The sequence below is a fragment of the Moritella yayanosii genome, from assembly GCF_900465055.1.
GTDB lineage: Bacteria > Pseudomonadota > Gammaproteobacteria > Enterobacterales > Moritellaceae > Moritella > Moritella yayanosii.
Map to the genome: position 1 here is coordinate 4,063,687 of NZ_LS483250.1, position 22,402 is coordinate 4,086,088.

At 43.1% G+C, this 22,402-nt stretch carries 30 protein-coding genes; 27 read left to right on the forward strand and 3 right to left on the reverse strand.

The window, feature by feature from the left end; genetic code table 11:
• Positions 1 to 6: 6 nt before the first annotated feature.
• The 8 genes from MORIYA_RS18930 to MORIYA_RS18965 all read left to right on the forward strand — a co-directional run bounded on the left by MORIYA_RS18930 (position 7) and on the right by MORIYA_RS18965 (position 5,944).
• Positions 7 to 300: a hypothetical protein gene (locus tag MORIYA_RS18930; protein WP_112717731.1), complete on the forward strand. Its 294-nt coding sequence runs from the start codon at positions 7 to 9 to the stop codon at positions 298 to 300.
• Positions 297 to 683, forward strand: a complete 387-nt coding sequence (locus MORIYA_RS18935; RefSeq protein WP_112717733.1) for a hypothetical protein — start codon at positions 297 to 299, stop codon at positions 681 to 683. The genes MORIYA_RS18930 and MORIYA_RS18935 overlap by 4 nt, the downstream gene beginning before the upstream one ends.
• Positions 680 to 907, forward strand: a complete 228-nt coding sequence (locus tag MORIYA_RS18940) for a hypothetical protein (protein WP_112717735.1) — start codon at positions 680 to 682, stop codon at positions 905 to 907. The genes MORIYA_RS18935 and MORIYA_RS18940 overlap by 4 nt, the downstream gene beginning before the upstream one ends.
• Entirely contained in the window at positions 904 to 1,842 is a 939-nt protein-coding gene (locus MORIYA_RS18945) for a hypothetical protein (RefSeq protein ID WP_162629295.1), read from the forward strand. Before MORIYA_RS18940 ends, MORIYA_RS18945 begins: the two co-directional genes overlap by 4 nt.
• Complete coding sequence (locus MORIYA_RS18950) at positions 1,842 to 4,481, forward strand: replication endonuclease (protein ID WP_112717739.1); 2,640 nt, start codon at positions 1,842 to 1,844, stop codon at positions 4,479 to 4,481. The genes MORIYA_RS18945 and MORIYA_RS18950 overlap by 1 nt, the downstream gene beginning before the upstream one ends.
• A 25-nt stretch (positions 4,482 to 4,506) precedes the next feature.
• Complete coding sequence (locus MORIYA_RS18955; RefSeq protein ID WP_112717741.1) at positions 4,507 to 4,791, forward strand: hypothetical protein; 285 nt, start codon at positions 4,507 to 4,509, stop codon at positions 4,789 to 4,791.
• Positions 4,792 to 4,887: 96 nt separating this feature from the next.
• A complete protein-coding gene (locus MORIYA_RS18960) occupies positions 4,888 to 5,727 on the forward strand; it encodes a hypothetical protein (protein ID WP_112717743.1) in 840 nt (279 codons plus the stop codon).
• 37 nt (positions 5,728 to 5,764) lie between these two features.
• Positions 5,765 to 5,944 carry a hypothetical protein gene (locus tag MORIYA_RS18965; protein WP_112717745.1) on the forward strand — a complete coding sequence of 60 codons (180 nt, stop codon included), beginning with the start codon at positions 5,765 to 5,767 and terminating at the stop codon, positions 5,942 to 5,944.
• A 60-nt stretch (positions 5,945 to 6,004) separates the two neighbouring features.
• Here MORIYA_RS18965 and MORIYA_RS18970 read toward each other — a convergent pair whose 3' ends face one another.
• Positions 6,005 to 6,256: an ogr/Delta-like zinc finger family protein gene (locus tag MORIYA_RS18970; protein ID WP_112717747.1), complete on the reverse strand. Its 252-nt coding sequence runs from the start codon at positions 6,254 to 6,256 to the stop codon at positions 6,005 to 6,007.
• 373 nt (positions 6,257 to 6,629) lie between these two features.
• Between MORIYA_RS18970 and MORIYA_RS18975 the strand changes: the two genes are divergently transcribed.
• Positions 6,630 to 6,890, forward strand: coding sequence for a PapB/FocB family fimbrial expression transcriptional regulator (locus MORIYA_RS18975; RefSeq protein ID WP_112717749.1), 261 nt, complete (start codon positions 6,630 to 6,632; stop codon positions 6,888 to 6,890).
• 18 nt (positions 6,891 to 6,908) lie between these two features.
• On the opposite strand, the gene MORIYA_RS18980 is transcribed toward MORIYA_RS18975, so the two are convergent.
• Together MORIYA_RS18980 and MORIYA_RS18985 are read right to left on the reverse strand one after the other, a co-directional pair.
• Positions 6,909 to 7,949, reverse strand: coding sequence for a phage portal protein (locus tag MORIYA_RS18980; RefSeq protein WP_112717751.1), 1,041 nt, complete (start codon positions 7,947 to 7,949; stop codon positions 6,909 to 6,911).
• A complete protein-coding gene (locus tag MORIYA_RS18985; protein ID WP_112717753.1) occupies positions 7,949 to 9,754 on the reverse strand; it encodes a terminase large subunit domain-containing protein in 1,806 nt (601 codons plus the stop codon). The genes MORIYA_RS18980 and MORIYA_RS18985 overlap by 1 nt, the downstream gene beginning before the upstream one ends.
• Positions 9,755 to 9,944: 190 nt before the next feature.
• Here MORIYA_RS18985 and MORIYA_RS18990 point away from each other — a divergent pair, with 190 nt between their 5' ends.
• The 18 genes from MORIYA_RS18990 (at position 9,945) to MORIYA_RS19070 (ending at position 22,401) form a co-directional block, all read left to right on the forward strand.
• Positions 9,945 to 10,871: a GPO family capsid scaffolding protein gene (locus tag MORIYA_RS18990; protein WP_112717755.1), complete on the forward strand. Its 927-nt coding sequence runs from the start codon at positions 9,945 to 9,947 to the stop codon at positions 10,869 to 10,871.
• A gap of 17 nt (positions 10,872 to 10,888) precedes the next feature.
• Positions 10,889 to 11,974, forward strand: coding sequence for a phage major capsid protein, P2 family (locus tag MORIYA_RS18995; RefSeq protein ID WP_112717757.1), 1,086 nt, complete (start codon positions 10,889 to 10,891; stop codon positions 11,972 to 11,974).
• 79 nt (positions 11,975 to 12,053) lie between these two features.
• Positions 12,054 to 12,818, forward strand: coding sequence for a phage terminase small subunit (gene gpM / locus MORIYA_RS19000; RefSeq protein ID WP_112717759.1), 765 nt, complete (start codon positions 12,054 to 12,056; stop codon positions 12,816 to 12,818).
• 101 nt (positions 12,819 to 12,919) lie between these two features.
• Complete coding sequence (locus MORIYA_RS19005; RefSeq protein ID WP_232011681.1) at positions 12,920 to 13,420, forward strand: head completion/stabilization protein; 501 nt, start codon at positions 12,920 to 12,922, stop codon at positions 13,418 to 13,420.
• A complete protein-coding gene (locus MORIYA_RS19010; protein WP_112717761.1) occupies positions 13,417 to 13,932 on the forward strand; it encodes a phage tail protein in 516 nt (171 codons plus the stop codon). The genes MORIYA_RS19005 and MORIYA_RS19010 overlap by 4 nt, the downstream gene beginning before the upstream one ends.
• Before the next feature lie 11 nt (positions 13,933 to 13,943).
• Positions 13,944 to 14,567, forward strand: coding sequence for a phage virion morphogenesis protein (locus MORIYA_RS19015; RefSeq protein ID WP_162629296.1), 624 nt, complete (start codon positions 13,944 to 13,946; stop codon positions 14,565 to 14,567).
• Positions 14,567 to 15,679: a DUF2586 domain-containing protein gene (locus tag MORIYA_RS19020; protein WP_112717765.1), complete on the forward strand. Its 1,113-nt coding sequence runs from the start codon at positions 14,567 to 14,569 to the stop codon at positions 15,677 to 15,679. The genes MORIYA_RS19015 and MORIYA_RS19020 overlap by 1 nt, the downstream gene beginning before the upstream one ends.
• Complete coding sequence (locus tag MORIYA_RS19025) at positions 15,676 to 16,131, forward strand: phage protein (protein ID WP_112717767.1); 456 nt, start codon at positions 15,676 to 15,678, stop codon at positions 16,129 to 16,131. The genes MORIYA_RS19020 and MORIYA_RS19025 overlap by 4 nt, the downstream gene beginning before the upstream one ends.
• A gap of 9 nt (positions 16,132 to 16,140) precedes the next feature.
• The gene (locus MORIYA_RS19030; RefSeq protein ID WP_112717769.1) at positions 16,141 to 16,356 is read left to right on the forward strand and encodes a TraR/DksA C4-type zinc finger protein; all 216 of its coding nucleotides are present in this window, start codon (positions 16,141 to 16,143) and stop codon (positions 16,354 to 16,356) included.
• The gene (locus tag MORIYA_RS19035) at positions 16,353 to 16,775 is read left to right on the forward strand and encodes a DUF5675 family protein (RefSeq protein WP_112717771.1); all 423 of its coding nucleotides are present in this window, start codon (positions 16,353 to 16,355) and stop codon (positions 16,773 to 16,775) included. The genes MORIYA_RS19030 and MORIYA_RS19035 overlap by 4 nt, the downstream gene beginning before the upstream one ends.
• 2 nt (positions 16,776 to 16,777) lie before the next feature.
• On the forward strand, positions 16,778 to 17,296 hold the full coding sequence (locus MORIYA_RS19040) for a hypothetical protein (RefSeq protein ID WP_112717773.1): 519 nt from the start codon (positions 16,778 to 16,780) through the stop codon (positions 17,294 to 17,296).
• Positions 17,297 to 17,308: 12 nt separating this feature from the next.
• Positions 17,309 to 17,545, forward strand: a complete 237-nt coding sequence (locus MORIYA_RS19045; protein ID WP_112717775.1) for a hypothetical protein — start codon at positions 17,309 to 17,311, stop codon at positions 17,543 to 17,545.
• Positions 17,542 to 17,802 (forward strand): putative phage tail assembly chaperone, encoded by a 261-nt coding sequence (locus MORIYA_RS19050; protein WP_112717777.1) that lies wholly within the window; start codon positions 17,542 to 17,544, stop codon positions 17,800 to 17,802. Before MORIYA_RS19045 ends, MORIYA_RS19050 begins: the two co-directional genes overlap by 4 nt.
• Before the next feature lie 41 nt (positions 17,803 to 17,843).
• The gene (locus tag MORIYA_RS21860) at positions 17,844 to 17,990 is read left to right on the forward strand and encodes a DUF6890 family protein (RefSeq protein WP_408632093.1); all 147 of its coding nucleotides are present in this window, start codon (positions 17,844 to 17,846) and stop codon (positions 17,988 to 17,990) included.
• Between the two features lie 2 nt (positions 17,991 to 17,992).
• On the forward strand, positions 17,993 to 20,326 hold the full coding sequence (locus MORIYA_RS21530) for a phage tail tape measure protein (protein WP_232011682.1): 2,334 nt from the start codon (positions 17,993 to 17,995) through the stop codon (positions 20,324 to 20,326).
• Entirely contained in the window at positions 20,326 to 20,652 is a 327-nt protein-coding gene (locus MORIYA_RS19060) for a DUF2590 family protein (RefSeq protein ID WP_112717779.1), read from the forward strand. Before MORIYA_RS21530 ends, MORIYA_RS19060 begins: the two co-directional genes overlap by 1 nt.
• A complete protein-coding gene (locus MORIYA_RS19065) occupies positions 20,649 to 21,833 on the forward strand; it encodes a baseplate J/gp47 family protein (RefSeq protein ID WP_112717781.1) in 1,185 nt (394 codons plus the stop codon). Before MORIYA_RS19060 ends, MORIYA_RS19065 begins: the two co-directional genes overlap by 4 nt.
• On the forward strand, positions 21,823 to 22,401 hold the full coding sequence (locus tag MORIYA_RS19070; RefSeq protein WP_112717783.1) for a phage tail protein: 579 nt from the start codon (positions 21,823 to 21,825) through the stop codon (positions 22,399 to 22,401). The genes MORIYA_RS19065 and MORIYA_RS19070 overlap by 11 nt, the downstream gene beginning before the upstream one ends.
• Position 22,402 lies beyond the last annotated feature (1 nt).

Genomic DNA, 22,402 nt, shown 5'->3' on the forward strand with positions numbered 1-22,402 from the left:
AATATCATGAGACCAACAATACAAGAAGTAATTAATGAACTGATGTTTATCGCCGTTGCTAAGCCTGACTTGATTGATATTACGGTTGAATACAGCGGTGTTAGCGACTCACTATCTGTAAAAGTTATGCCACATGGGTTTGATTACATCAACGCAACAACTGAGAGTTATAAGGCCGCAATGCTTTACAGCACTGACATTTGGTTAAGTGATTCGGGTCCAATGCAAGCTGCACTGGATGCTAAAAGCAAAATATTGGAATTAATGGCAATGCCAGAAAGTATCGAGGCAGCAGCATGAAACGTATCTCTGTGCCTGTCGAAAGCATGATTGAATCGCTAACTAGTTTCGGATTGAGCGCTGAAAAATACAATGACATTATGGGTTTATTTGAAATCGTTGATGCCGGTGATCATGACGCTCTGGTTATGCCTGCTTTATCGTTTAATGACAGCCATCTTTCGCGTGAAGAAGTACTCATCACGTTGTCTGCTTTTTGGGTAACCGTCATTGGTAATACTGATTCTTTTTCTGAGCAAGAGTTGCAAGGACTTGGGGCGTTGCGTTCGTTGTATTTTGTTGCTGTTAATTTCGGTTATCAAGGCCTTGCTGCCTGTATCGCAAAATATTGGGAAAGCACATCCCCTTTGCATAAAACTGAGTCAGTGGAGTTGTGGCGATGAGATATTTTGCGATTGAAGTATGCCCAGATGGCGGGACGATTCGTGATGTCGATACCTGCGAACCGCGAACAGTTGAAATCGGTGATCATGATAGCAAAGATGATGCTGTTGAAAATGCGTGTCAAATGCTGGATTGCCGTCAGCTTTTTCGTGGCGTGATTCGTCGGTTAAAAGGTAATGGTGGTTATATCGTGGTGAATGCACAGGATTTTGCAGAGATATGAAGAAAGGATATTTAACGATGATTGTTAGACATGAAATTAACGAACAAGAAATGATTAATATTTTTGACCAGTTTGCAGGTTCAATTATTGACGGTTACCCATGCGAAGAACTCACTGAATACTTGCATGAAGCAGTGCGAAAACTGGCTGTTGACCAAACCGAAATTATGCCAAGAAGTGACTTTACGTACATTGTAGAAGACTTTATTGACAGTTTTGTTTTTGATGATGAAAACGGCGGTTACATCTTTGAATTTGAAGATATGTATTTTCAGGGCGAAACCACGGTTATCAAAACAGATATTAATAATGTTCGTTCTAATGCTTATGAAAACATGTGGAAGTTAATTCATGGTAAAGCTCGCCGTAACAAAAAGATGAGTCAGTTTAAGACGTATGACCTTGTTGATGGGGTTTACGGTCTTATTAGGTTCACAGGTGTAATGAAACTTACCCACGCTGATTATTACGGCATTGTACGTATGATGGATTTAGCTGTTGATTTAGCATGGCCGAGTAAAACATCTCCTGTAGCTTCGGAATTACGCCGTGAGCAATTAAATAATATAAAAATCTGTAAAACTATATCTAGGTCTGTTAATGAATATGAAATTATTTGGGCTAAGTTGAACGATGATTTTTATTTAGGCGGCGATCACACACAAAGATATCGCTTTTTGACATTAAAACAAATATGGAAGGCATACTATCGTGCGAGTCGTTTATCTCTTAACGCTGAGCGCAATGATGATGATTTAAAATTAGTTAACAGCATCCTATCTCAAAAGTACGATTCTATTTTCCCGAATGAAGCAATCTACATGTCTAAGTGCGTATTAGATATTCATTTTACAGAATCAGGTATAAAACGCATAAAATTTATGGGCAAAGTTGATTTAGCACTGGCTCCATTTGATGACGATTGCCCGTTTTGATGGCTAGTGTAAATAAAGCCCAGTCATTATCTGGCCGTAAAACAATTATTGAAATGATTGAAAGTGGGGAAGACTGCAGTCGCAAACCTACCCGAACTCCCGCGCCAGACAAGGAATTTCAACTACCTGAAATGTCGTTAATTGAAAATGCGATGTTCCAGGTTAACCCAGAAATTGATGATCATGAATGGCGTAAGCAGTTCTTTGGTGATATGCCACATTACCTTAGCCGCTATTTTGCCGAACGATATAATAAAACCTTTGAACGCAAAGGCCGCCAGTCTGCTAATACCTATTTGCGTGAAACCGTGGGTAACAAGATTAATCCACGCTTAAGAAAGGTATTGGCACGCTACCAAGACCAGTTTAAATTCAGACAAAGCTATGTTCATGTTAATGACTTATTGAGAGAAAAGTTACTCGCTGAAATGGATAAAAGTGAGATAAAAATACTCGGTCAGCAATTTGCTGATTTTTTTTCCTCGCAATTAGAAAATCTAATTTATTTAGAAGCTGCGCACGAAACTGACTATGGCAAGGTGATCATTGCAGTATTTAGATTGTTGCAAAAAGAGTCCCGTAAACTTGGTTATTTACCGCCTTACAACAAAACAAAAAAGCTAACACAAGCAAAAGCTGAAAGCGGTATTTTACGCTTAGTTTGCCAGCGTGCATGGGAACGAAAACTGAGTTCAAAACGTGCAGAAATGCGTGAGCACTTGGCTCTAGCTGTTGGTCAGGTACAAAAGGCTGCGAGTCCGTATTGTTCGCGTGATTGCTTACGTGAATGGAAAGACCAAAAGAAACGTAACAGAGATTTTATCAAAGGTCGCTCGATCTTTGATGAAGATTCTGGCGAAGAAATTGCGCTGGCTGACATGTTCTATAAATCAACGGCTAACCCTGCTATTCGCCGTTGTGAAATGATGGTGCGTATTGCGGGCTATCAGAACATTGCTGAAATGCTAGATTGTGCTGGCTTATTCATTACATTAACTGCGCCGTCTAAATATCACAATGCCCGTAAGCGTGGCGGATTTATTGGACATTGGCTTGGTAATAACCCGAAAGAAACACAAATCTATTTGAACAAGGTCTTTGCGCGTATCCGCGCACAACTCAAACGAGATGGTATTGAAGAGTTCGGTATGCGTGTTGTTGAGCCGCACCATGACGGTACACCGCATTGGCATTTAATGTTATTTATGCAGCCGTGCCATGTTGCCCGCGTTCGTGAAGTATTTACTCGCTATGCCATCGAAGATGAAATGGAAGAGCTTTATCCGAGAAATAAAAAAACGGGAAAAGTTGTTCCAGGTCCATTTAATCCAAAACCACGTTGTGATTCTGTCGACATGGATCCTAGCTTAGGTACGGCAACTGGTTATATGGCTAAATACATCAGTAAAAATATTGATGGTTATGCAATGGACGGTGAAAAAGACGAAGAAACAGGTTTTGACCAAAAAGAAATGGCCGCACGCGTTGTTGCTTGGGCTGGCCGTTGGAGAATACGCCAGTTTCAACCACTTGGCGGTGCCCCTGTGACTACTTATCGAGAGCTGCGCCGTTATGCGAATAACGATAGAAATACGTTTAACAGCTATGTTGCCATTTTAAATGTGAAGGAAAAAAGGGAGTTGTTTAATGACATGTTCCCCGACCAAAATCCGGACTTTATGGGGCCTCAATTAGATTTTGTTGGACCACGACTTAATTATGACGCCATGAGCTTTATTCAGGTTTGGGATGTGATCACGGGTAAGTACAAGCCTAAGCTAAAAACAGGTAAAGCGGCATTCGCTGCCAATGTTAAAACCCATGACGATGAAAAACTTCGTTACCTTGCTAATCAAATGTTTCCTGAGCAAAACCCTGACTTCATCGGACCGCAGCTTAATTGGGCGGGGCCTCGACTTGTCTTTGCTGATATGGATATTGCCCAACGCCAAGAAATTCTCATTGGTAAATACCAGAAAGATGAAAGCGATGTCATGACCACTGCGGCTACTGCTTTGCAGTGTGCTGATAAAGGTGACTTTGCAGGTTATGTGATGGCGCAAGGTGGGCCTTTCGTTAAGCGTAAAGATTTATTGATCCGTAATGATTATGACGTTACTGAAATGGGAAATGAATACGCTGAACACGTTAGTAAAATTAAAGGTTTCCAAATTACCAATGAACTACCGGTTAAGACGCGTCTACGCAACTGGGTAATCCAGCGCAAGTCTCAAGCATTGCTCGATAGTGAAGCAAGCACAAGTAGCACCGAAGGTGCTGAGGTTTTAGATGGCCCCACAGGGGCTCCTTGGAGTTCTGTCAATAACTGTACGCCCTCCAAGAGCGACAGGTTAAATACTGGAATTAAAGCGCTTTTGAAAAGGCGCGGTATTCATTTAGATGATCACCTGGTCAATGTTATGGGACAGGGTGCCCAAATCAGAGTTGATAAAGACCACATTGTGAAATTGAGGCAGGGATATTATGCCGATAGCCAATATCACCCACCCGAAGTGATCGATGTAGCACCAGAAGAACCTAATATTTGGGATGGTTGGAACAGTCCTGAAACTGAAATTAAAGATACATCCAATTACACACCTGGTTGGGAAACTTGGGAGTCGTGGGATTGGGGTTAATTTAATTAATAAAAGGGAAATTAAGATGCAAATAGATAAACTAAATCTAGACGTAGGTAAAACATATTTAGCGATCATGAAAGGTTGTGAGGTTGAGCTGGATGATAGAACCGTTGTCTTTGATGATGAGATTATTGAAGTGAAAATTTTACCCAAACCTGAAAATGTCATGGTTGATGGTGGTTCTAATGGTAGTTTGGTTAAAGAAAAGCTGTCTGGACACTTATTAGAGTCACATTGGTATTTTGTCGAACATGTTGAAAATAGCAAAACTCGATGGCTTAGTGTTTTACATAGGGAGATTGAGTAAGTTTTTAACTAACAGATTAATTTTATTATATAAATTACAACCCTAAAGTAGTACTTTAATTGAGAATACTAATTTTGAACAATCAAGGAGTGCATTGTGATAATAGTAGAAACAATTTCAGGCGGGGTAAACTGTACTACTGAAGAGTATGAAGGCGATGTAGATACTTACCGTGGTGATATTCAATGCATTAAATGCAAGAAAAAAGCATGGTTTGTCAGAAGTTATAAAACGGAAAAAATAGATAGAATGGCTTGCTTTGGTGCGAAGCACAAAGACGGATGTAATGCTTCGACTATTCTATTTTCATCTGATGACGAGCAGAGTCATGAGGAAAATGCCCAGTCAGAAGATATCCGTGTAGACCTTGATAAAATAGGTAGTCAATCTATTTACATTTCTGAGCCAAACAATAAACATGGTGATGAAGAGTCAGATTGGACGGCAAGTAAAAAAGATAAAGCGATAGGTAATGCTTCAGGATTTCCATTAAATAAATCGTTACGTCAATTATTGACTAATTTATGTAAAAATCCTGAGTATGGTGATAAAGGCCAGACTATTAATATTGTTGCAGATTCAGGTGTATCAATGATTAAAGGCTTGTTAAGTGATCATATTGTCCCACTTAACAATATTAAGCGTGAACATGCTGGTTCTCGTAAAATATTTTGGGGAACGATTAACAACTTGAATTTAAAAGATGGTAGCTTGTGGCTTAACTATGGTAACTATAATACGGAACCTAGTATTATTTTAGATCAAGAGCTTAGGTTCGATTTATTACGTAATTTTAAATTGAAGGATGTGTCCGAATTAGATGGTTCTGACGTGATCATTGTTGGTAACGTAGGTTTTTCCCCAAGAGGGAAGGCGACAATTAAAACTGGTTTCACTAAATATATGTCGTTCAGGCGTAGAAAAAGAGAAGATTGATACGTAGGTACTTTATATATTTAGAAAGGAAACTGAAATGGAAGAATACATGAAAGATTTACTAAGTGATGCTCGCTCTTTGCTTGAATCACACGGTAATAGCCCTCAATTACATAAGCAATTAAGTAATCTACTTAATCGACGTGCTCCTAATGGAACATCTCCATTTTCACTAGATGAAAAGCTACGCGGGGTTAAGCAAAAGGGTTCAAATTAAAATAGTTTATTTTTAATGCTGTAAATTTGATAGGCCCTCAATGTTGAGGGCTTTTGTTATCTACAAAATAGAAAGTTGTAGCTGCAATTCTTGGCGCTGTTCTGGCGCTAATGTCTTCACCAAGTCCATGGCCAATTGAGTAGCACTTTTCGCTGATGGGCTCAGCGTATGACTAAAACTCAAATTCATTACAAATGAATGACCGCACTCGGCATTATTACAGCTGCAATATAAATCTGTGTAGCTATTCGAAATTCTATTCGTTTTTTGTATACGGCTTTTAACGCCACATTCTGGGCAAACTACTCGCATAAAACATCCACTTATTTCACATACTGACCTGTAAATTATACGATATTTAACTGATTATTTATACAGTTGTATGCCATGTCCATTATAATACATAGCTATTGCTGACGGCTGAGAAGAACATTTGATCGTGCGTGCGAACCCACGATAAATTCACTCCTCTTCGCCTACCGCGTTTTCGCAATTTTTTTGCGTTTTGGACACAACCATGGACACGCTGATATTGCCCAAGCCTTATATGTAAAGGATCTTGAGGATCATTTAAGGATCGCTAATGTCAAAGTTGTGACACTATTTGTCATCAATTGACAGTTTTCTTTCATTCACTCTAGTAGCAGAGTATCATTTCTTAAAATCAGTTAAGTGATGCAAAAATATGCGAATTTTAGTGCAGGGTTTAGAATCTAAAGAAAGAGTTAAGTTACTTTTAAAGTTAACAAAAATTGATAGTGAGAATATTCAACGTGCGTTAACAGACCATTTATGCAAAGGCCATAAAGAAGATGATGCGGCGATGCTCAATGATGTACCAAGGCAGAATTTTAACCGTGCATTAAAACGATTAAATGATGTGGCAGGGATTGTTGAGCATATTAAAGAGTTAGATTGGGAGCAGTTTAAAAACCAAACCAGTTAGTTACTGATTTGGTTTTTGTTATTCGTCGCCAGATGGAAACAAATCAGAATACACCGGCACTGAAAATTCAATATGCAGTGCCGCGGGTAAATACTCGTTAATCTCCATCATGTCTTGCTGCATTGGCACCACTTCATTGTTGTAATAAGCGCGGGTAATTTTATCCAAGTCACCAAAGCCCGGACTGTCACCAGACGTTTGCCCGCTTAATGCTTCCTGGGCGCGATGCATACTCAGCATATCATTTAGCGTGATCTTCTTAATCCGTTCAAATTCATCTTTGGTAGAAATATCACCCACCGGAATAATCTTGATCGCCTTTTCCGCATCAGCCTTACCACTGCGGTTATTAATAAATAAACTGCGGAAGTTACCCACACCGCGAGAATCTTTGATTGCTGCTTTCAAATCATCTTCATCTTCGGTCGATAAATTGGGATCTGCCATCGAGAAGATAAACCCCATATGTGCACCGTTCTTGTAATATTTACGGCGGAACAGGGTGGCATCTTCATTTAAAAGCGCAGATTGAATACCGCCATAATATTGGGGGATACCGTAGATACCCTGGTTCGGATCGTATTCTTTCAGGTGGATAACTTCGCCTTTTTTAAAACGCAGCACGTTGCCATTACTTAAGCGTTGCGCATAAACACCCGGTGTAGATGTATAGCGCATCGATAGCGCAGGTAAATGCCTTAACTTAATCACATTACCAAAGGTATTTTTAATTACCTGCAGGTACGAATTCGCCGCCCAACAATAATCAAACGCAAACTTCTTAAACGTTCGCCGCGTTAATAGCGCATTAGGCTTAAACCATTTCAAAATCATATTGCGTTTAAAATATAAAATAGGGCCATGTTGGGCATTTACTCGTAGCAATTTAATCAAGCCGGCTAAACTCACGGGCGGTGAATATAGCCCGTCCATGTCAGCGTAAAGCCCGATGTATTCGGTCATGCGATTATCTAAACACGGCTCAGGGTCACCAAAGCTAAAGGTGTCGATAGATTTGTTTTTAACCGGTTCAGTGGTCGTACTTTTAGTTGAATTCATTATGCGGCATCTAATCCTATTGATGTTCTGGTGCTCGAGCTGTCACCAGATAATGGTTCGTAGATCATGGCGTGCATGATTGCCCAGGCAATATCAGCATGGCCTGTGGCGGCGGTGCGGTTGGTTGCATAGCTGATTTGGTCACCAACTACCTTTTTGCGAATATTAATGAAGCTGCTTGCAACCATCACTGAATTTTCATCGTATTCAAAACGCTTCTTGCCAATGACATTAAGCGCCTTAATCACCATCTTGTTTTTGTTGTGCGGGTTGTAATGAATCGGCATTGCCAGCGGGAAGAATTTTTGAATAAGTTCAAACACACCCAAGCCCATACCTGTGGTATCAACACCAATATGCACAACATGGTATTTAAGGGTGAGTTCTTTAATTTCACTGGCCATGGTTTCAAAATCGTTACCACTTAAATTCAGTGATTCCAACAAACGAAATTTATCATCAGGGCCAAGCGGTAAACTCAAAACCACTACCGATGCAATGTCTCGCGTTCGCGCTGGGTCAAAGCCAATAACAACTGGCTTCATGGCATAAGGGCGTGACCAAGTAGGGTCAAAGTCGGTCCATTTTTTGCTATTACCGACGCAGGCCATCAGCTGTTTAAGGCTAAACGCACTGTGGGCATCATCAATAAACTTGCACATAAAGAGATTATCAAACTCTTCTTTAGAGTATTCATTCTCCAGCATGCTGATATCAATGCGGTCAAAGCCTTGTTCCACCACGTCATAAACATTGAGCTTTTGACGCCAGATACCATCATCGCAAAGCAAGCCATGCTTTAAGGTCTTATGGCTAACATCAATGGCAAACTCGGGGTCATTACAGGCTTTGGTTTTGCGGTACCAGCGACCATTCCACAAATCATACGCTTCATGGCTGGTCACCGATGGGGTACTGAAATAGGTAATACGAAAATCTTTATGGGTCGCCATTGCCTGGGCAAGACTGCGTAACTCTTTAAACTTCGGGATCCAAAACACTTCATCAATATACAAATCACCAGATGCAGACTGCGCCGTCCGGGCATTGGTCGATTTGAAATACAGTGTTGTGGTCTTGCCTTTATTGCGCAACATCAGAGGTGAGCCGCTTAGCTCAATACCAAACTGTTCACGACATAAGGCAATGATATTGGCTTTGAATATCTCTGCCTGGTCCCGTGATGCTGAAATGAAGATCTTATTACGGCCATTTACCACAGCATCATAAAACGCTTCAAACGCAAAATAGAAGGTCGCGCCGATTTGACGCGGCTTTAAAATAAAACGGCTACGATAATCTTGATGTTCAAACCAGTGTAACTGGTGCGGGTAGAGCAGGTTGTCTTTGAGCTCATCCAGCATTTCTTTGGTGATACTCGACACATCATTCTTAATCTTCTTCTGACGCTTCTTACTTTTACTGGTTCGCTCACTGGTTTGTTCATGTTGAGCCGCAGCAGCTGCAGGCGTATTACCGTATTTTTTAGTGATGCCGGCACTGGGCAAGCGTGATTGATTTAACGCGCATTGCTGTTTGGTCAGAAAATCCAGTTCTTTATAATCCGCTTCACTTTTATTGTCGCGATCGGCCAATAACACAATACGTCGTGCAATCGCTGTCTCGGCATTCAGTGACGGGCACAGTTCATTCCAGCTGCCATCATCCGCCCAACGTCGTAAAGAGCGGGCACTCGGCATACCTTCAATTTCTGAGATTTCATCAAACGTCAGTCCACCAAAAACATAATGGTCACGCGCCGTTTTAATGATTTTGGGTGTATATCGGGGAGTCCTCGGTTTCATAACTGGCCTGTTGGTAAGAACAAGCGCCAAGTTTATAACCCTAAATCACGTAATTCTTTAAGAAGATTTCCGCGTTATTCCGCTTTCGCCAAGATCGGAATAACGCGGATTTAATGTGATGGATTAAGGCCTGTTCTGCGGGCAAAATTGATTTCACTTAGTTCAACTTTGACATTAAACAGGAAACAACATGGCTCAATTACGCACAATTCCACTTGCCATTGCTGCCATGGGGTTAACGGTAGATGGTCGCGAAATATCAGAAAAAGATATCGACGATATTGTCACCACTTACAACTATAAAAAGTACGGTGCTCGCATCAATTTAGACCACGAATTTAATTGGTCGGGCTGGGCGGCAAAGAATTTACATGGCGTAGAACTCAATGGCGGCATGCTCGGTGATGTGATCGGATTAAGCACGGGTAAAAATGAAGACGGTATAAAAGTGTTATACGCCATTCTTTCTCCAAACGCGTCATTTGTGCTACTAAATCAAGCCGACCAGGCCGTGTATTTCAGTATTGAAATTGACCGTGATTTTATGAAGTCAGGACAAACCTATTTAATCGGGCTTGCCGTAACTGATTATCCCGCAAGTACCTACACCGACCGCATTCATTTTAGTCAGCAAGACAAAAATAACGCCAATCAAGCACCCTCAGATACTGACCTATTACAGGTGTCGTTAGCGTTAGAAGAAGCGGCCCAACCCACCAAGAGCCTGTTTAAAAAACTCTTTAATTTTAATAAGGATGATGACGACATGAAACGCGAAGAATTTGCCGCCGCAATGACCGACGCGCTCGGTGAGCCATTGCTGAAATTTAGCCAGGTGCTAGAAGCCAATACTCAAGCAACACAAGATTTACTTGCCAAACAAGGCACTGTTCCAGCACAGCAAGACGATGCGAATACCGACAACCTAACAGGCACAAACGTTGATAAAGCAACCGCTGAATTCTCGGCGCTCGATGGCAAGGTTGATGGTTTGGTTGAACAAATTACTGCGCTGACTAAAACAGTGAGCGATGCAATCAAAGATCCAGCGTCAACGACCACTGAAGGTGAAGAAGAACACCTTGGTGATAGTGCCAAATATGCCAACCTACTTTAACAACAGGAAGATAACCGATGAAGCTTAAAACAACTCAGGTATTTACTGCTGTTGTCACGGCATTAGCTGCAAATTACGGCGTGGCATCAATGTCACAGCAGTTCAATGTTGAACCCACTATTGAGCAGACGTTGTATGACCAGGTATACCAAAGTGCTGAGTTCTTACAAGTTATTGATACCCAACTTGTCGATGACTTAGTTGGCAGTGCTATTACTGCAGGTATCAGTGGCGGTGTTACTGGTCGTGCGGGTGTTGAAACTGACGAGACTAAATCTCGTCAAACCAAAGACCCATTAGGTTTAACCAAGCGTGAATATCGTTGCTACCCAGTTGAATGTGATACCCACATCACTTGGCAACGTATGGATATGTGGGCCAAGTTTCCTGATTTTCACAGTCGCTTTCGCCGCCATGTTCAGCAAGCTATTGCATTAGACATCATTAAAATTGGTTGGAACGGTATTGAAGCCGCTGATGTCACCGATATTGCCACTTACCCAATGTTGAACGATGTAAACATCGGTTGGCTGCAACTTGTTCGCCGAGATAACCCAGGTAATGCAATTGAAGACGGTGATCAAAAAGACGGTGAGATCCGTATTGGCGCTGGCGGTGATTATGAAAATCTTGACCAAGCCGTGCATGACCTATTGCAAGCTATTCCAGCCCATAAACGTAATGGTCTGGTTACCATTATTGGTGATGAGCTGCTGGCCAAAGAGAAAAATAAACTCTATGCCAAGCAAGCGCATACCCCAAGTGAAAAAGAAAAAATTGAACTTGAGCAGATCATTGAAACCTTTGGTGGATTGAAAGCATATAAAGTGCCGTTCTTTCCTGCTCGCGGCATTTTGATCACCTCGTTTGAAAACCTTTGTCACTATGTTCAATCGGGTTCAACACGTACTGCAATTGAAAATAACAACAAGAAGAAGCGTGTCGAAGATTACCAGTCACGTAACGATTGTTATTACATCAATGATATGGAAGTGATTGCCTTTTTTGAAGCAAATTCAGTGAAGTTGGATAAAGTCAAAGACCCTACTGTTGATGCTGGTGACTTTGATGCTGATAACCCTGCGCACTGGGTTTGGTCTTAGTCGGTTTTGAATCAGTAGATTGAGAAGCACTGGCTTATTGCGATAAGCCAGTTATTTACCCAGCAGAGAGTTTTTTGAAATGAGCATAGTAAAACGTAATCAACGTAAAGCCTTAGAGTCAAAAATTATTGGCATTGACCTAGCAAATTGCCGTGATACATCCGCCGTAATGACAATAAACAGCCAGAGCCAAACGCTGACAGCAACGCCTGATGATAGTCGTGCCCAAGGCATTATGGATGAATTTGATTTCTTCAAAGCGGCAATGGATTCCGACCTTGCTCAACTTAAAAAGTTTTCCCACATCGAAGACAAGCTTGAATACAAAGCCAAGGCGATTGAGAACCATCAATACTTGGATTATTTACGCCGCTATCAAGCACAAGGTACCAATCATCAGAATAGGGTGCTGGCTTGGGTAGTGATTTGGCTTGTTGACCTTGGCCACTGGAAAACCGCCTTTGATTTTGTACCTTTGTTAGTCGCGCAAAATCAGCGGTTACCAGGTCGCTTTAGCACCCAAGATTGGCCGACCTTTTTGATAGACCAGCTTTATGACGAAGGCGCGAAACACTTAAGCCAAGGCCGTGATGCAGTAGAGCGTAGCCAAGTGATTCAGTTATTTACTCAGTTTATCCACTTACTGGACACTTACCAATGGCGGTTAAGCGAGTTGATTGGGGGCAAGCTATACGCCATGGCTTCAAAGCTAGAACAAAGCGTATTTAACCTGGGCAATGCGTATACCTACGGCACCAAAGCAACCGCGTTAAACGACAAAGCGGGCGTTAAAAAGATGGTCAGAGAAATCGCCAAGACCATTGGTAAAGAAACCGACCTTTAGTTTATTCGCATGATTTGTAAAAAAGAATTGTAACAACTCTCGCGCCACCGGCTCGGCTGCGTAGGACTTATTCACGTTAGTGAAATAGGCACCTTGTCGCAGTGGCTAGAGCCGACCTATTAGAAGTGAGTAACGGTATGTTTAGTGGCAAGACAGAGTCCGAACACCAGGACACCGACATTATTAACGATGGTTTTTGGCCTGACATTAATGCCGGTGATTTTGAAAAGCGTCGAAGCGTGCCAGTGGATATGGATAAAGATGCGATCGCAATGTCGGTTGTATCAGCCATCGCACAGATAAACATTGAATTAGTTGGTGTTAAAACGCGCCATGAAGCCGAGGGTATTGCTCAGGCGTCGGATGTGATTAGCCAGCCGAGTATTGCGGATAAAAACATGCTGGTGATCTTGTATGAAAAAGCGGTGTATGCCCGTGCTAAGGCCGAGTTATTACCAGAATTTGCCACTACACAAATGCGTGATGCTGGTGAAAACGTCACCCAACGTGAACCGGAAACCAGAGACAGTTTATTTGCAGAAAGTCTGCAGCATATTCGCACCATAAAAGGTAAAAGAAGTGCCGGAGTTGAATTGCTATGAGTGAACAAAGCCAATATTCAGCGGGTTATTACTTAAAGGGTTTAACAAACCGAATTAATAGCGTGGTACCCAAGGCAATACATAAACACTTTGATTCTTGGATGGAAGATGTAGAGCTTATTTTAGCGCCGAAAGACCATGGTAATGGCCGTGATATTGGTCAGTTGTCTTATAAAGCGGTACTGAGTTTTGAGCGTTTTCCTTTTAAGAAGTGTGCACCTGAAATTGTGCTTGCGTCAGTGATGGCCTGGTTGATGGACTTTGATGAGCACCGCAGCAAGTTTAACTTACCAGACCCAACCGCAGACATTGAACCTGAGAGTGAAGATTGCGTTGAAATGATCATTGAAGTGGAATTTCGCGAACCCTTCATGGTGGTTGAAGATCCAAATGGGCCCATTGAGTGGGATGGGAAAAAGTGGAAAGTGGCCCCTTATGAAATATGGGTTGCTGAATATGGTGACATTCTTTCGGGGAATAACCCGCCGTCACCTATTGGGAGCGATGCGTGATCAGGGTATCGATGTTAGCACCCGAAATGTTAGGTGTTCAGCAGCAATTAAAACTCATGACGTTACACCCGACAAAGCGGCTCAAAATATTGCGCAAGTTAAGCCGGTATTTAGCCAAGCAAAACAGAAAAAACATGCGGGAAAACAAAGACCCAAACGGTCGACGTTGGCAAACCCGCACATCGGGTGATAAAAAAATGATGCGCAAGATGGGGAAGCAATTAAAAACAAAAACCACCCCAAATGAAGCCAGGTTATTTTTCCCTGGTGTTGCAGGAAAGATAGCCAGTCATCATCAATATGGCACAACTGAAAAATGGAATGCAGCCAAAGCAAGAAAGGTATACGGCAAGCCTAACTATGATGACAAGCCAACTCGATTGCAGGCTAAACGCTTAAGAGAACTTGGTTATACCATTGCCGCAAAACGCAAAGGCAAGCGTAAAAAGCCCAGTATTAAATGGATAATTGAAAGTTTAACCACAGGTCAAGCTGGTTTGATTATCAGGAATTTGAAGAGTAAAGACACGCAATCGAGTTGGGAAGTTAAGTTACCAGAACGCCAGCTCTTAGGTGCAAAGTCAAAAGACATTACCAACTTTTTAGCAGCAGAACTAGAGAAGGAACAACGCTAATGTGGCCAGTAGTTCAAGTAAATACACTTAATCAAATGCAGGGGCCAGTAACAGAAGTGGAACGCCATTTCTTGTTCATCGGTCTAGGCAGTACCAATACCGGCAAACTATTGTCAGTCAATACCGATACCGATTTTGACCAGCAGCTTGGCGCTGATGATTCAGCTCTGAAAAGTAACGTGAGAGCCGCAATGCTTAACGCAGGTCAGAATTGGAGTGCAGCGGTTTATGTCATGGCAAGTGGTGAGAAATGGGATGAAGCAGCGCTCAAAGCCCAAGAAACCCAAAGCTTTGAAGCTGTGATCTTGTGTGACCCAACATCAGACCAAGCAACGGTGACAGCAGCGCAAGCGCTTTATCATACCTTGATTGCCAAGTATGGCCGTTGGCAATTCATGGCGTTATGTACTCCTGAAATTGGTGAACTTCAGTCGTGGTCTGACTATGAAGCTACCACTGTGGCTATCCAGGATACGATTGCCGCCGATGGCGTGATGCTTATTCCGCAAGTATTCCCCGATGCCCTGGGTAAATTAATGGGCCGTTTATGCAACCGCAGCGTATCTATTGCCGATTCACCGTGCCGCGTTAAAACAGGTGCATTAATTGGTGATGTGACACTGCCGGTGGATAAAGATGGGGTAACGCTCAGCACCGCCACATTAAAGGCGTTAGAACAAAACCGCTTCTCTGTGCCTTGCTGGTATCCAGATGTTGACGGTATCTACTGGGCCGATGGCCGTATGTTAGATGTTGAAGGCGGTGATTATCAGGTCGTAGAAAACCGTCGTGTGATCGACAAAGTTGCCCGTCGTGTACGGGTGTTGTGTATCGCCGATTTGGGTGACCGTTCATTTAACAGCACACCGTTTAGTACTAAATCAGCGCAAAGTCGTTACGCTCGACCACTGCGTGAGATGTCAAAAAGCATCACCATTGGTAAGCAGATGTTCCCTGGTGATATTCAACCCCCATCAGCGGATGCCATCACTATCAATTGGGTTGGTCGCAATAAGGTAGAAATTTATATCAAAGCCAAACCTTACGATTGCCCGAAAGAGATTGTTGCCAATCTGATGTTAGACCTTAGTAATCCGGGAGATGCAGCATGAGCAAACGTTTAAGTGGTATGAATTTCGACATTGATATTTTCGGTACCGTCATTCATGTGGAAAAAGCCTCAGTGTCTATTTCGGATGATTCTGCAGTATCAACAACCCGCGGTGTACCAGATGGTCATACCGATGGTGCGGTAAGTGCAGATGTTGAATATGAACTGGATACTAAAAACTTCAAGTTACTCGGTGAAGTAGCAAAAAATGCAGGTAGCTGGCGTGGTATTGAACCGCATGACTGCCTATTTTACGGCAATGCCGGTGGTGAAGAACTCACCATTGAAGTGTTTGGCGTAAAGCTATTACTGGAAAGTATCTTAGATGTTGATCCGTCTTCATCAGATAAAACGAAGCACAAAGTGAAAGGCTTAGTAACCAGTCCTGATTTTATCCATATCGACGGTGTTCCTTACCTTAGTAGAGAAGATACCCGCGATTTAGTGGGATAGGGAGTTGCGATGGATTTATTAGATAGTGCCTGCGCACTGGAAGAAAAACAAACTGCACTGGCATTGACGAATCACTTTGCAAACCAGCCTAAGCAAACTCGATTAAAGAGTGCTGAAGAATGTAATGAATGTGGCTTAGATATTCCTAAGGCACGACAAGAAGCCGTTAAAGGCTGTCAATTTTGTATCGTCTGCCAAGCATTGGCGGATAAAGGAAAGCGATGAAACATTATTCATTAAGACGCCGTTACTTTGAACATGGCACCTATTCAACACTACACCGTGAAGATGGCAGCAAAGTATGTTGTTTCGTTGAACGACCAATGTTGAATAACAAGCCTTCTGAATCTTGCATTGTTGAAGGTACTTACATTGCACTGCCACATCAATCACCGAAGTTCGGTGCTTGTTATGCACTTGAAGCGCCGGAACTGGGTGTAACCCGCAATGGCCCGAGCTTACGTACTCATATTCTGATCCACAAAGCCAATTCACCACAAGAGTTACAAGGTTGCTTAGCACCCGGTGTTGCGTTTGGTTTTGTGTATGGTGAATGGGCAGTATTGAATTCAACGGCTGCCTTTTCTGCTCTGATGGCTGAGTTTGCTGGTGAGATTGTCAGCCTTTCAATAAGTAAGGATTAGCTATGTGGGAAAACATTAAAGCATTAATTGGCAGTGCCGCGCCATTAATCGGCACCTTAATCGGTGGGCCAGCGGGTAGCGCTGTTGGTGGACTAATTGCCAGTGCATTAGGTGTTGAAAATACACCGGTTGCCATTGAGCAAGCCATTAAGCAAAATCCTGAAGCACTCATCGCTATTCGTAAGTTAGAAAGTGAAGAGCGGGTAACACTGAAAAAATTAGCACTGCAAGCATCGGCCATTGCCTTAGATGAACGTAAAGCCGAACTTGCAGATACGCAGAACGCGCGTGTTCAGCATAAAGACCATTGGATGCCCAGTGCCATGACCATCATTCTTGCGTTGATGGTTTCAGGTATGTTTAGCGCTTTATTTGCCTTTGAACCACCAAAAGCCTATGACCAGGTGATCATCATGACAGCGGGTTCGGTATTGGGCGCTTTCGGTACCGCCGTCGCGTTTTGGCTCGGCAGCAGCCGCAGCAGTGCGGATAAATCTAAGCAGTTAGGTTTGAAGAAATAAAGAGAGGTTCTAATGGCTGATTGGGTAGCTGCGATCACCGCAGTAGCAATGTTAGTTGTGGTTATTGGTGGCGCAGTTATCACTTGGTTATCAAAGGTTTCAGCTGAGTTAGCAGATCATAAAACACATGTTGCAGAAACCTATGCAACAAAAAATGACGTAAAAGAATTAGGCGATCGAGTTGAACGCAATATGGACTCTGGATTTGACCGGATTTACAACTTACTGAAAGGAAATAATGCAGCATGAGTAAAGCAATTGTATTAGTAGTAGCAGGTAACGACCTGCGCTTTGAACCATCATTGGCGGCGTACAACAAATATATTAATGAAATGATGCCGCATGACAAGGTTGCACCATCCACCAATTATCTGCGCCGCATTGTCAATAAAGATGATAAAGCGGCACTGGATGAAGTATTGAAACTACCAGGTGCAGTGATGCGTTTACTTGCCAAGGTCAATGAGCACTTTGAAGCTGATTTGGAAATTGAAGTAAAAAACTAATACGCCATGCCCGGGCCATCGAGCGTAATGAGTTAGAGCAGATATTTACCTTAAAGGCATTTTATTTACCTCACGCGCCCGATAATACCGAAAGTTATGCCAGGGCGCTTTGGCTCGATAAATCCCAAACTGAAAAACACGCCATTGCCGTTGCTAATGGCATCGCAAAAGCATTTAACGGAGAGTGAATATGAGTGCTCATATGGATAGTTTAATGATGACGATTGGCTTGATTGACCAAGCTACTGCGCCATTACAAGGTATTCAGAGCACCATTACTCAAACTGCAGATGCAGGGCGCATTGGTTGGGAAAAAATGGCAGGCGGTACCGCTGGTTTAGTTGCGGCAGGTTTTGCGGTGCAAGCGGCGTTAATGCCGGCGATTGAAATGGATCGTGTACTGGGTGAAGTTAAATCACTGGGCGTTGTTGATGCAGACTTGCAAAAGTTGCAGCAAACCGCCCTGGCTTTTTCAACGGAATACGGCAAGTCGGCGACTGAAGTGGTTCAAGCCGCTTATGATATTAAGTCAGCGTTTGGCGGTATCAATGGTGATGAACTCGCTGATATTACTAAAAGCTCGGCCGTTCTTGCTGCCGCAACCAAGGCCGATACCGCAACGATCACAAATTACATGGGCACCATGTACGGCGTATTTAAAAACCAAGCCGATATGATGGGCACCGGTATTTGGTCCAAGCAAGTGGCGGGCATGACAGCACAATCGGTGGAGATGTTTAAAACCACAGGTAAGGGCATGAGTGATGCGTTTACTAGTGTCGGCGCTAATGCAACATCAGCTGGCATCTCTATGAATGAGCAAATGGCGATCCTCGGTACTTTACAAGCAACCATGTCAGGCAGTGAAGCCGGCACCAAATATAAATCATTCTTAGCTGGTGTGGGTAAAGCGCAAGACAAGTTGAATCTATCTTTTACTGATAGCCAGGGCGCGATGCTGCCAATGTATGACATTTTAGAAAAACTAAAAGGTCAGTTTGGCGACACGCTTGATGTGGCAGAGAGTGACGCATTAAAAAATGCGTTTGGTAGTGATGAGGCAGTAAGCATGATTAAGCTGTTGATGGCCGATACCGATGGACTTGCCGCCAGCATTAATACCCTTGGTGATGTAAAAGGCATGGGTAAAGCTGAAAGTATGGCTAGCGCCATGACTGATCAATGGGAACGACTTGATGCCAGTTGGTATGCCATCCGCGCAGGTGTATTTGGGCTGATATTACCCGCGATTAATGGTGTGGTTGGTGCGATGGCCGATGGTATGGGCAGTGTGCTTGAATGGACGCAGATGTTCCCGAACATCACTGAGTATCTTGGTTATGCAGCGCTGGCCATCGTCGGTGGTGCCGGTGCATTGGCCGCGTGGAATCTGATTGTTGGTTTATCGACATTAGTGACTGCAGGCTGGGCATCGGCTGTGGGCGTAATGAGTAGTGTCATGGCTTTGGCCAGTACGGGTTTAACTTGGATGAAAGGTGCATTTATTGGCTTAAACATGACGATGGCGGCTAACCCGATATTATGGGTTGTGGCGGGTATTGTTGCGTTAGGTGTGGCTGTTGTTGGCATCATCACTTATTGGGATGAGTTAACCGCAGCATTAAACAAGATCTGGATATTTAACCAAATTGGCCAGATGTTCAAAGCTGTTGGTAACAGTGTTATGTCAGTGATTAATGATCTGGTGTTTGCCTGGAACGTGTTTACATCGGTGTTATTAAATACCGCATTTGTGCAATCGCTTATGTCTGGTTTTAATGCGTTATCTAATTTATTTTCAGGCCTGTTCGATGGTTATGTGTCTATTGCATCCGGTGCGTGGGCATTGATTGGCGCAGGTGTCAGTGCATTATTACTGCCGTTTCAAGTTGTGTTTACCAGTATTAAAGCCTTTTTTAGTTTATTAGTTGATGGTCCCGCTGCAGCACTTGCCGTTCTTGGGTCTATCCCTGCATTATTCGGTGGAATAGCGGATTCAGTGATGAGTGGTTGGCAGTTAATTGCTTCGGGCGTGTCGACTGTCGTATCTCACTTGTTTAGCGCGATCCTATTTTTAGCACAGCCATTCATCCTCGTCGGTCAGCAAGCCATGATGGTGTTCGGTTTGATGGCGCAAGGTTGGGCTGACTTCACCCGTTTCTTAGGTGATTTATCAGTATTTGAATTACTCGGTGACGGCATCAATTGGTTGATAGACAAAATCAATATGATCCCGGGCATCGAAATTGAATCCCTGGTTAAAGAGCCGTTAATGCCAGATGTTGAGTCATTAAACATCGGTAACCAAGCGATGAGTCGTGAAAAAATAAACCGACCGATTAGCCGTTATTTACAAGGTACCCAAGTCGCGCAAGTGCCAACCTATGGCTACATGCCGCAGATGGCAAAAGCGATGCAGGGCAGTGGCAGTAAATCCATGCATACCGGTGATATCTATATCAAACAAGAACAGCCATTTACCCGTGCGCAGTTGCACGAATGGAACGAGATGGATACACCCTAATGGAACAACATTATATTGATTTACTGGTCAGTGATGGCGGCATTGATTTCGATGCTGGTCAGCAACCGCAATATACCAGTGACAGGAACAGCATTGCCCAAGACGTCAAACACGCCATTTTAGAAAGTGGCTTAGTTCGTAAATTGCAGGCCGAACGCAGTAGACCATTAAGAGCGGATATTTTAACGCAAATTGAAATGCTGATTGAACAAGACAAACGCATAGAGCCAGGAACAGCAACAACACAAGAACGTAGTGCCGGTGAAATTTGGCTGTTCGCAGAAACCACCGAATATGGCGACGTTAATATGGGGATCTCAGTATGAGTAAAAGACCAGACATTGATTTTGAAGCACTGATTGCTGCAGAGGGGATCCCAACCACCGAAGAAGCGTTAGCGATTGAACTGCAAAAAGAAGTGGAAGCAGCGGGGAGTAAAGTCAGTAATGATAGTCGCATGTCTCCATTTTGGCGATTAGTGCAGTCGATTGTGATTAAGCCTGCCATGTGGATCATCAATAATCTGTTAGCTAATCATGTATTACCGAATGCATTTGCCGCGACGGCAACCGGCATTTATTTAGATCTTAAAGCGTGGGATGTGGATTTAGAGCGAAAACAAGCAACACATACCCGTGGTCTTGTTGATTTCTTCAAGGAAAAACCAGAAAACCCTGTTGTTGTAAATAAAGGCGCAATCATTGAAACAGACAGTATTGACGGTATTCGTTATCGCTTAGCAGTGGTTGATGATGTAGTGATAGTGGAAGGCAAAGAAAGTGGCTTAGTGCTGTGTGAAGCGCTTGGCTCGGGCGCCGCTTTTAATCTCCCTGCGGGCTATTACTCGATTTTACTGGAAGGAGTGAGCGGTATTACTCATGCCAGTAACCCGATAGATTGGATTGTATCACCGGGGAGTAATACCGAAGGTGATGATGAATTAGCATTGCGTATTCGTAACCAGTTTAGCGCTGCAGGGCGATACCATATTGATTCAATTTATCGTTCTATGATTGCCAGCGTTGCAGGGATACGCAGTGACTTAATCTACTTTGAGCATGAGGCGCCAAGAGGACCAGGCACCGCCAATGCCTATATTTTAATGGAAGTCGGCAGTACGCCATCCTTGTTACTTGAACAATTAAATCATTATGTGATGGATGAAGGTCATCACGGACACGGTGATAACGTGCTTTGTCTGGCGATGCCAGAAACACAGCATCAAGTGAGTGTTGCTATTTACCCTGTCGCCAATTTGAATGATGAACAGAAAAGCACCCTGAAAACAGAAGTTGAAAACCACATTAACGCCGCATTCAGAAACATTGGCGATTATGCCCATGTCACTCGCGTCGACCCTAAATCAACGTTTTCATTCAGTGTATTGACCAAAGAAATACACATTAAATTAGCTGACTTAGCACGGTTGAGTTTTGCTAACCAAGACATTACCAGTGCGTTAGCTATTCCTCGTTTGAGTAGTGTAGAGGTGACTTATGGAGCATAAACAGCAAGCACCGGCATTACCGGAAAAAACAGTGCCCTGGTGGATGGACGGCAAGACCCTAGCTGACAACTTAAAAGAACCGCACTTCCTGGCTAATGGCGTGATGAATTTCTGGCAGCGTATTCGAGGTTGGGCTATTTGGCCGTTAGAGCAACTAGACCCACTGAGTTGTTCGGCACGTTTGTTAACAGTATTAGCCTGGGACCGAGACATAACCCAATTTGAGGGTGAACCGTCATCACTGTTTAGAAAACGGGTTAAGTTCGCTTTCATTAATGCCAAAGATTCGGGTGAAACGGCGGGTTTCATTCGTATTTTTCAACGGTTGGGTGTGGGTGTTGTTGAAATTGATGAACGTGTGCCAGAACGTGATTGGGACATCATCACTATTCGATTAAGCGATTCGCAGTTATCAGAAAACCATGAACTGTTAGCCACGTTAATACAACATTATGGCAGAACCTGCCGCCGTTATGAGTTTCAAGTTATCAACCCCGTTTATTTGCACATGACCGCAAGCCCTATTGATTGGGAACATCAGTGCCAAGTGGCAGTATTAGAGGAGTAAC